This is a genomic window from Propionicimonas sp. (assembly GCF_047606205.1).
Lineage (GTDB): Bacteria > Actinomycetota > Actinomycetes > Propionibacteriales > Propionibacteriaceae > Propionicimonas.
The window spans coordinates 1-9,209 of sequence record NZ_JASGES010000163.1 but is presented as its reverse complement, the minus strand read 5'-3'; the positions used below and the strand labels follow the sequence as shown (position 1 = coordinate 9,209).

The 9,209-nt window shown below is 72.7% G+C and carries 9 protein-coding genes; 4 read left to right on the top strand and 5 right to left on the bottom strand.

The features are described 5' to 3' along the window. Nucleotides 1-243 precede the first annotated feature (243 nt). The 3 genes from QM633_RS10325 to QM633_RS10315 all read right to left on the bottom strand — a co-directional run bounded on the left by QM633_RS10325 (nt 244) and on the right by QM633_RS10315 (nt 3,473). Nucleotides 244-774: a hypothetical protein gene (locus QM633_RS10325; protein WP_415153672.1), complete on the bottom strand. Its 531-nt coding sequence runs from the start codon at nt 772-774 to the stop codon at nt 244-246. A 120-nt stretch (nt 775-894) separates the two neighbouring features. Further along, nucleotides 895-2,838: an acyl-CoA dehydrogenase gene (locus QM633_RS10320; protein WP_415153671.1), complete on the bottom strand. Its 1,944-nt coding sequence runs from the start codon at nt 2,836-2,838 to the stop codon at nt 895-897. Next, the gene (locus QM633_RS10315) at nt 2,838-3,473 is read right to left on the bottom strand and encodes a TetR family transcriptional regulator (protein ID WP_415153670.1); all 636 of its coding nucleotides are present in this window, start codon (nt 3,471-3,473) and stop codon (nt 2,838-2,840) included. The genes QM633_RS10320 and QM633_RS10315 overlap by 1 nt, the downstream gene beginning before the upstream one ends. A 68-nt stretch (nt 3,474-3,541) precedes the next feature. On the opposite strand from QM633_RS10315, the gene QM633_RS10310 reads away from it, so the two are divergent. Genes QM633_RS10310 through QM633_RS10300 form a run of 3 tightly spaced genes read left to right on the top strand, consistent with a single transcriptional unit; the run spans nt 3,542 to nt 7,073 of the window. Continuing rightward, nucleotides 3,542-4,810 (top strand): acetyl-CoA C-acetyltransferase, encoded by a 1,269-nt coding sequence (locus tag QM633_RS10310; RefSeq protein ID WP_415153669.1) that lies wholly within the window; start codon nt 3,542-3,544, stop codon nt 4,808-4,810. Beyond that, on the top strand, nt 4,810-6,216 hold the full coding sequence (locus tag QM633_RS10305; protein ID WP_415153668.1) for a 3-oxoacyl-ACP reductase: 1,407 nt from the start codon (nt 4,810-4,812) through the stop codon (nt 6,214-6,216). Before QM633_RS10310 ends, QM633_RS10305 begins: the two co-directional genes overlap by 1 nt. Continuing rightward, the gene (locus tag QM633_RS10300) at nt 6,213-7,073 is read left to right on the top strand and encodes a MaoC/PaaZ C-terminal domain-containing protein (RefSeq protein WP_415153667.1); all 861 of its coding nucleotides are present in this window, start codon (nt 6,213-6,215) and stop codon (nt 7,071-7,073) included. Before QM633_RS10305 ends, QM633_RS10300 begins: the two co-directional genes overlap by 4 nt. Before the next feature lie 269 nt (nt 7,074-7,342). On the opposite strand, the gene QM633_RS10295 is transcribed toward QM633_RS10300, so the two are convergent. Further along, complete coding sequence (locus QM633_RS10295) at nt 7,343-7,975, bottom strand: TetR/AcrR family transcriptional regulator (protein ID WP_415153666.1); 633 nt, start codon at nt 7,973-7,975, stop codon at nt 7,343-7,345. 56 nt (nt 7,976-8,031) lie between these two features. Between QM633_RS10295 and QM633_RS10290 the strand changes: the two genes are divergently transcribed. Continuing rightward, nucleotides 8,032-8,658, top strand: coding sequence for a class I SAM-dependent methyltransferase (locus QM633_RS10290; RefSeq protein WP_415153665.1), 627 nt, complete (start codon nt 8,032-8,034; stop codon nt 8,656-8,658). Nucleotides 8,659-8,965: 307 nt separating this feature from the next. Here QM633_RS10290 and QM633_RS10285 read toward each other — a convergent pair. After that, nucleotides 8,966-9,209, bottom strand: a 244-nt coding sequence (locus tag QM633_RS10285) for a hypothetical protein (protein WP_415153664.1), incomplete at its 5' end; no start/stop codon positions are given.

Below are 9,209 nucleotides of genomic sequence, written 5' to 3'. Positions count from 1 at the left end.
CACACCTTGGGGCATAGGACCACTATCACCCACAAGATGTGGCCTTGCCGCTCATCCCGCCCGGCACGTCCTCGCTCGGAACAGCATTGTTCAGCAGCCCCCTAGGAGACGGTGCGGGGCGCGGAAAGGGCCGCGTCCCGAGGTTCCCCGAACCGGCCGGGACGAGCGCGGGATGTGCCGGGTTGCGGGGCGTCACCGAGGGCGACGCGAGGCGGCATCGCGCCGGTGCGGGCCCGCCAACGTCTACCTCAGCAGTTCGTCGGGGAGCCGCTGGTCGGCGGATCCGGCCGGCGCCGCCGCCCGGTCCTTCGCCGCGGGCTGGTGCCGGAGCAGGAGGACCCCGCCGAGCACGAGCGCGGCCACCGCGACGACGTCGACGCCGAGGTTTGCCCACAGCCGCACCTCGACCCGGCCGAGGTAGGCCGGATCGGCGATGTCGATGCGGTCGAGCCCGAACAGGTCGAACCGGCGGTCGGCCAGCCACCAGCCCCAGTGCAGCACCATTCCCAGGGTGACGGTCGCCACCCCGCGCGCCCAGAGCGGACGGTGCAGCCAGACCCCCACCGCCAGACCGCCGAGCACGACCACGCCGAGCGCGAGCTCCACCCAGCCGAGAACAGAGAGCGCGAGAACGATGCCGTCCGCGCCCACCTCGTCCACCAGTGCGGCGGAGAGCCACAGGTTCACGATCCACACCAGCACCAGGCACAGTGCCTGCGCGATCGCCGCGGCGGCCACCACCAGGCGCAGCCACCTGGTGAACCGTGCTGTCATGAACCCATCCTGCGCCATCCACCGGTGTGTCGCGAAACCGGGACGCGCGCCATGGCTGCCGGCCGGCAGGTCGCCGGGGAGGACAGCCCGGCCACGCCGGTGGACGGCCGGGCGCGGTCCTCACTCGAGGAAGGCGGCTCCGAGCCACGCCTCGGGGACGCCGAGGCCATCGACGAGGGCGAGCGCATCGTGACGGAGCTCGCCGCACAGCGCGTTGAGCTGCGCCCCGATGGCCTTGGCGCGTCCGGTCGTGATGCGGTTGTGCTCGATGAACCACGCGCGGTCGTCGTTGATGCTGCCCAGTGCGAACAGGCTGCACAACCGCTGCAGCACCGCCTTCGCCGCCGGGTCCGCGCACGCCTCGATACCGGCGATGAACGCCTCGAGCAGGACACGCTCCAGGTGTGCCCTGGCCACGAACAGCATGTGGTCGCCGAGCCGGTTCACCGCGTCGAAGTCACGGCTCGACGCCCTCCGCATGCGGCGGGCGAGCGACTCCAGCGCGTGCCGCTCCCGCTCCTCGAACAGGTAGGCGTGCCAACCCCGGTCGACCAGCGCGAGTTCGTCCGGACGCCGCCGCGCGGTCGCCACGAGCCGGTCCACCAGCAGGTTCGCCGCCGTCCGCTCCAGCATCGTCCCGCCGACCATGCGCGCCGTGGCCTGCACCATGCCGACCCGGTCGAGGTCGCCCCACACCTTCTTGTAGTCGGTGAGCAGAGCCTTGGCCACCAGTTGCAGCAGGACCGTGTTGTCGCCCTCGAAGGTCGCGAACACGTCCGCGTCCGCCCGCAGCCCGACCAGCCTGTTCTCGGCCAGGTAGCCGGCCCCGCCGCACGCCTCGCGGCACTCCTGGATCGTGTCGTTGGCGAACCGGGTGGCCACGGCCTTCAACCCGGCGGCCATCGTCTCGAGCTGGCGCTGCTCGCGCTCGGTGTGCTCGCCGCCGCCCTGGATGTGCACCAGCGCCGCGGTGAGCTCGTTCTGGGCGAACCCGAGGGCGTAGGCGCGCGCGATCGCGGGGAACAGCCGCCGCTGGTGGATCAGGTAGTCGAGCAGGACGACACCGTCCGCATGCCCCGGCGCGGCGAACTGGCGCCGCTTCAGCCCGTAGCGGGTGGCGATGGACAGCGCCCTGCGCGCCGCGACCCCGCCGCCGGCCGCGATACAGACGCGGCCCCGCACCAGGGTGCCCAGCATGGTGAAGAACCGCCGGTTGGGGTTGTCGATGGGCGAGCTGTAGCGGCCCTCGGCGTCCACACCGCCGTAGCGGTCCAGCAGCATCTGCCGGGGCACGCGAACGCGGTCGAAGCGCAGCATCCCGTTGTCGACGCCCAGCAGGCCGCCCTTGCCGCCGTGGTCGGACGTGGTCACGCCGGGCAGGTCCGCGCCGTTCCCGTCCCGGATGGGCACCAGGACCGCGTGGACCCCGTGGTTCCTGCCCCGCACCAGCAACTGCCCGAACACCACCGCCATCTCGCCATCGCGCGCCGCGTTGCCGATGTAGGCCTTGGTGGCTTCCGGCGTCTCGGAGCGGATCTCGTACTCGTCGGTCTCCGGGATGTAGGTGATCGTCGTCTCCAGCCCCGACACATCCGAGCCGTGCCCCAGCTCGGTCATCGCGTAGCAGCCGAGCAGCTTCATCGACGTGATGTCACCCAGGAAGGTGTCGTGGTGCCATCGGGTGCCCAGATTGGTCACCGCGCCGCCGAACAGGCCCCATTGGACACCGGACTTGATCAGGGTGGACAGGTCGCCGTGCGCGAGCAGTTCGAAGGTGATCACCGCCGCGGCGGGATCGGCCACGTCGTCGGCGTTGCGCGGTACCCCGGCCGAGCCGAAACCCGCCTCCGACAACTCGGCGAGCCGGTTCAGCACCCAGTCCCGCGCCGCCTCGATGCTCTGGTCGGGATCACGCAGGAGGTGCTCGGCAGGGAAAGCCGCCCGCGCCGCGGCCCTGCGGTCGGCCAGCGGGCCGTCCAGCGCGATCCGCAACGACGCTCCCAGCTCCCCGGAGGGGGAACTGCCCGGCACGCTCCTCGTCGAGGCGTCCAGCACCGGGGTCATCACAACTCCTGTCGTTGGGGGACGGCGGCCAGCCCCGTGGCCAGCGCCGGGGAGAAGAACGCGTCGAGGTGGGCCAGCACCTCGGTCCTCGGGGCGCGCGGCTCCGTGGCCATCCACGAGTCCGCCGCCGCGCGGATGAAGCCGACCAGCCCATTGCCCCAGGTGGACGCGCAGGACGGGTCCTGCCCGCGGCCGGACAGGTGCTCGGCGATCGCCGCGCTGACGTGTTCGCCGATCAGCTCCGGAAGCCCCCCGTACGGGTCGACCGAGGACGCGTCGGGCGGGGTGAGCAGGAACCGGTAGATCTCCGGGTCGCGCTCGACCAGCGTGAGGTAGGCGTCGGCGAGGTCGTGCGCGAGCACGGGCAGGTCGCCCGGATCGGTGAGCTGCAGGGCGGCGCTGAGGTCGCTCTGGATGAACGCGTGCACATTCGCGACCACGGCCGCGTACAGCCCGGCCCGGTCGCCGAAGTGTCGGTAGATGACGGTCTTGGACGTGCCCGCCTGGGCCGCGATCTCGTCCATGCCGACCCCGGCTCCATGCCTGCGGATGGCGCGTAGCGCATCCTCGACCAGCTGGCGACGCCGGGTCTGGCGGTGTTCGGCCCAGCGGGTGTCGCGTCCATCGGTGGTCACGGGCACCACACTACCCGGTACCGGCCGTACCTGCTACCCTCGGTATCGGATAAATCCAAGGAGGACCGATGCAGCTCTCGCGCAGCGCCGTGATCGTCGGCGGCAACCGGACCCCGTTCGCCAAGGCGGGCGGCGCGTACGCCTCGGCGAGCAGCGCCGACCTGCTCACCGCAGCCCTGGACGGCCTGGTCGCCCGGTTCGGGCTGGCCGGGCAGACCGTGGACGAGGTCGCTGGCGGCGCCGTCCTCAAGCACGCGCGCGACGTCAACCTCACCCGGGAGGCCGTCCTGTCCTCCGCGCTCTCCCCCACCACGCCGGCCGTCGACCTCCAGCAGGCCTGCGGGACGGGGCTGGAGACGGTGGTCTACATCGCGAACAAGATCGCGCTGGGCCAGGCGGACGTCGGCATCGGCGGCGGCGTGGACTCGGCCTCCGACGCGCCGATCGCGGTCAGCGAAGGACTGCGGCGGGCGCTGCTGGCCGCCAACCGAGCCAGGACCCTGCCGGCGCGCCTGGCCTCCCTCGCGGCGATCCGCCCCTCCTACCTCGCGCCGGTGGCGCCTCAGGTGGTCGAGCCGCGGACCGGCCTGTCCATGGGCCAGCACCAGGCGCGCACGACCGCGACCTGGGGCATCACCAGACAGGACCAGGACCAGCTCGCCGCCACCTCCCACAGCAGGCTGGCGGCGGCGTGGAACAGCGGCTTCTTCGACGACCTCGTCACGCCGTACCTGGGTGTGACGAAGGACAACATCCTGCGCCCGGACACGTCGGTCGAGAAGCTGGCCGCCCTCAGCCCGGTGTTCGGCGACACGATGACGGCCGGCAACTCGACCGCCCTCACCGACGGGGCGGCGGTCGTCCTGCTGGCCGAGCAGGCGTGGGCCGATGCCAAGGGCCTGCCGGTGCTCGCGCGGCTGGTGGACGCCCAGGTCGCGGCCGTCGACCACACCGCCGGCGACGACCTGCTGCTGGCCCCCGCCCACGCGGTCGCGCGCCTGCTCGCGCGGCAGGGCATGGCGCTGGGCGACTTCGAGCTCTACGAGTTGCACGAGGCGTTCGCGGCCACGGTGCTCGCGACGCTGGCGGCGTGGGAGTCGGCGGACTTCTGCCGCGAAGCGCTCGGCCTCGACGCGCCGCTGGGCACGATCGACCGAGCGCTGCTGAATGTGAACGGCTCCTCGCTGGCGGCGGGCCACCCCTTCGCCGCGACCGGCGGACGCATCGTCGCCTCGCTGGCGAAACTGCTCCACGAGCGCGGCGCGGGGGCACGGGGGCTGGTGTCGATCTGTGCGGCCGGCGGCCAGGGCGTCGTCGCGATCCTGGAGGCGGTGTGATGGCGGGCATCCTGGAGAGGGCGTTCTCCTCGCGGGGCGGCCAGGCGGTGGCTGCACGGCTCGGGCTGCCCGAACCTCCCGTGCTGCGCCGGGGGCGAACGCTCCCCGAGGGACCGATCGTGGCGGCCGCGCTCGCCGGTTCGTCGCTCGTCCCGGACACCCTGGCCCTGCTCGGGCTGGCGGCCGAACCGGCCCTGCTCGACGACGGCCCGGAGCCGCCGGCCTACCCGGGCCGGATCGGCGCCGTCGTGGTCGACGCGCGCGGCCTGGGCCGCATCGAGCAGCTCGAGGGGCTGCGGGCGGCGCTGCGTCCGGCGCTGCGGGCCCTGGAGGCGTCCGGGCGCGTGATCGTGGTCGCCGATGCGGAGGCGACCGGCCTGGAGGCGTCGGCCGTTCTCCAGGCCCTGGACGGGATCACCCGCACCGTCGGCAAGGAGTTGCGCCGGGGTGCGACCGCGAACCTGGTCCGGGTCACACCCGGTGTGGCCCCCGACGACGTCGCGTCCACCCTGTCCTTCCTGCTGGAGGGCCGATCCGCCTTCGTCGACGGCCAGTCCTGGACGGTGTCCGCGCGAGCAGCGGCCGTCGAGGCGTCCGCCATGGCATCGCCGGTCGCGGCGCAGCGGCCCCGGGACGGTCGCGAAGGACTGCCCGCGCCACTGGACGGCCGGATCGTCGTGGTCACCGGTGCGGCTCGCGGCATCGGCGCACAGATCGCGACCGTGGCCGCCAGGGACGGCGCGATCGTCGTCTGTGTCGACATGCCGGCCGCCGGGGAGGCGCTGGCCGCCCTGGCGAACGGCCTGCACGCCACGGCCCTCCAGCTCGACATCACCGCGCCCGACGCGGGCGAGCGGATCGCCGCCCACGTCATCTCCCGGTACGGTGCGGGGGCCCAGATCCATGGCATCGTCCACAACGCCGGCATCACCCGCGACAAGCTGCTGGTGAACACCGACGCGCAGCGCTGGGCGCAGGTCCTGCAGGTGAACCTCGCCGCCCAGCTGCGGATCAACCCCGTCCTGCTCGACGGGAGGCCCGGCGGGCTGGCCGACGCGGGACGGATCGTCGGTGTCGCGTCCACCTCGGGCATCGCGGGCAATCGCGGGCAGGCGAACTACGCGGCGTCGAAGGCCGGTGTGGCCGGCCTCGTCCGGGCGATGGCCCCCGACCTCTCCGGGCGCGGGATCACGGTGAACGCGGTCGCCCCGGGCTTCATCGAGACCGACATGACGGCGAAGATCCCGTTCGTGCAGCGCGAGGTGTTCCGGCGCACCAACAGCCTGGGCCAGGGCGGGCAGCCCGTCGACGTCGCGGAGACGATCTGCTGGTTCCTCGACCCCGCCAGCGGCGGCGTCAGCGGGCAGGTGGTGCGGGTGTGCGGGCAGAACCTGGTCGGCCAGTGACGGACATCGAGATCGAACTCCTGCCGGCGCTGCCCGCGCTGGGGCCGCTGTTCGCTAAGACCCTGGTGCCGCGCCTGCACCGGGGCCCGGCGCACGTTCCTTCCCGCACCGTGCTGGTCAGGGGCGTCACGCAGGACGTGGCCAGGCTCGCCGGCTACGACCGGGTGTGCGGCTTCGCCCTCCGCGACCGGGTGCCGCCGACGTGGCTGCACGTGCTGGCGTTCCCGCTGCACGTGCATCTCCTGTCTGACCCGGGCTCGACGATCGGGCTCGCCGGCGCGGTGCACGTGTCGAACCGGATGCGGCTGCACCGCCCGGTCGCTGTCGGGGAGTCCCTGGACCTCTCGGTGCGGATCGACAATCTTCGTCCGCACCGACGGGGAGCGCTGCTCGACCTGGTCGCCGCCGTGCGGGTGGCCGACGAGGTCGTGTGGGACGGGGTGAGCACCTACCTCGCGCAGGGCGCGTCGGTGCCGGGCGCCCCGGTGGCCATCGCCGGTGAGGAGTTCCCCGCACGGCCCCCGATCGCGACGTGGCGGCTGCCGGCCGACCTCGGCAGGGAGTACCGGCGGGTGTCCGGCGACCCGAACCCGATCCATACCAGCCGGGTCGCGGCGCGAGCGTTCGGCTTCGCCCGTCCGATCATCCACGGCATGTGGACGCACGCCCGTCTGCTGGCCGCCGTCGAGCCCCGCCTGGCACAGGCGTACGCCGTCGAGGTCAGGTTCACCCGTCCGATCCCGCTCCCCGCCACCGTCGGAGCCTGGTGGCAGCAGGACGAGCCGGCCAGCTGGCGCGCCGCCGTCACCACCAGGGACGGCACCAGACCCCACCTGCTCGCCCAGATCACCCCCTGACCCGCCCGCCGCCGCCCCTGCCCGCCGGATCCGTCCCCGTTCCCATTCAGGGGACGGTTCCTTTCCCGTTCGCAGGACCGTCCCGGTTCCCGTTCAGGGGACGGTTCCTTTCCCGTTCGCACGACCGTCCCGGTTCCCGTTCAGGGGACGGTTCCGGCTCCGACAACAACGATCGCCGCGCACACTGCGGAAACTGACCACTGGGGAGAGCGCCGACCAGGGCGAAGAGGCGGACTCAGCAAGGCGGCGTGACGACGGCTGCACCCGGGCTACGGCTCGGCGAGGATCGCACCCGCCACGCTGCCGACGTACCAGTTGACGAAATCGTCGGAGCCGAACCCGCGCTGCTTGACCAGCCAGTCATAGTTGCGGGCGGCCATCGCGAGGACGAGGACGCTTACCACGTGGTCCAGCTCGAGCCGCACCTCTCCGGTGGCCATCAGACCCGCGGCGAACATCGTCATGGCCCGGAGTTGTTCGTCGTCGTTCTTCGCCAGGATCACGGCGGCGTCGGCGTCGACAGTGGCAGCGTGTTCGAGCGCCAGCCGGACGTCGACGACGCGCGGAAGCGTCCGCGCGAGCTCGACGGCGTAGCGCTCGAGCCTGCCCCGGGCGGTGGGCAGGGCGTTGATGTCGTCGACGAAGGACCGCGCCGCCATCGGGATCGGCTCGTCGTCCCCCGCGATCGAGACGTCCAGCACAGCGGAGAGCAAGCCCTTCTTCGAGCCGAAGTGGGCCGCGATCGTCGGCACCGCCACCCCAGCCACCTCCGCGACGTCACTCAGCCGGGCGCCGGCGTATCCAGGATCCACGAACAGCTTCGCGGCGGCGTCGAGAATCGCCTGTCTCGTCCCCTGGGCTGCCGCCCGTCGCCGGCTCGCGTCGTATGACCTCTTGACCACCATCCAACGATAGGGCATATTGATTATTTGTTACCCATATCGAACTGGAGGGCACCATGCGCCACGACGTCAACCTCGAAGCGCGAGAGTTCTACGCGGAGGCCTATCGCACCGGTTTCGTGCCCTGGGAGGTGGCCGGCGAGGCGGGCCTGGCCGACGAACAGGCGTTCTTCGACCGCGAGGAAGCCGCCCACCCCGCGGAGCACCGCAGAGCACTCGACATCGGCTGCGGACGGGGACGGCACTCCGCACTGCTGGCAGAACGCGGCTGGGAGGTGACCGGCGTGGACTTCGTTCCCGAGGCCATCGAGGCGGCCGGGGCCCGCCCGGACGCGGCGAACATCCGCTTTGTCGTGGGCGACGCGGCTGACTTGACGTCGGTGACCTCGGGCTCGTTCGACTTCTTCCTCGACGGTGGCTGCTTCCACGGCCTGTCCCCGAACGAGCGCTCAGGCTGGGGTCGCGGCATTGAGGCGCTGTCGGCTCCGGGAGCGACCATGCTGATGGTGGCGTTCGACCCGTGGTCGTCGACCCCCATCCCACCGAACGTGCCGGCGGGCACGACTCTGGACGGGATCCTCGCCGTTCTTCCCGGCTGGAAGCTCCTCAGCGACGACCCGCTTCCGGACACCTACCGTCCGGTGCCGCAGCCCGCGCACTACTACCGCCTGGGACGCAGCTAACGAGCCCGGGCCGGCCCGGACCCCCGCGCTGGCCGGGATCCTGCCGCACGCGCGAGGCCGGAACTCCATGGCGCGCTCCGGTGCTGACAGCGACCGCCCGAGCAGATCCGCCCAGAACGGGAAAGGGGACGGACCTGCGAACGGGAACAGAACCGTCCCCCGAACGGGAAAGGGGACGGACCTGCGAACGGGAACAGAACCGCCCCGCATGTCGGTCACGGTCCCGCGTGTCGGTTCCGCGGCTCGCGGCCCGTCTCCGGCGCGGGTCCGGGCGGAGCGGGTGCGGGCGGGGCGAGGGCTGGTGGCCTCAGGGCTGGAGGGCTCGGGCGAGGGCGTCCAGCTTGCGCTCGACGACGGCCAGCCGGTCGGTGAGGTCGCCGGACGCGGACGGGACCGCACCCACGCCGGCCGCAGTCGGGTCGGCACCCACGCCGGACGCAATCGGGTCGGCACCCACGCCGGACGCAGTCGGGACCGCACCCAGGCCGGGACCGGACGGGTCGGCACCCACGCCGGGAGCGGGGACGGCTGCCGGCGGCGCCGCGGCCGCT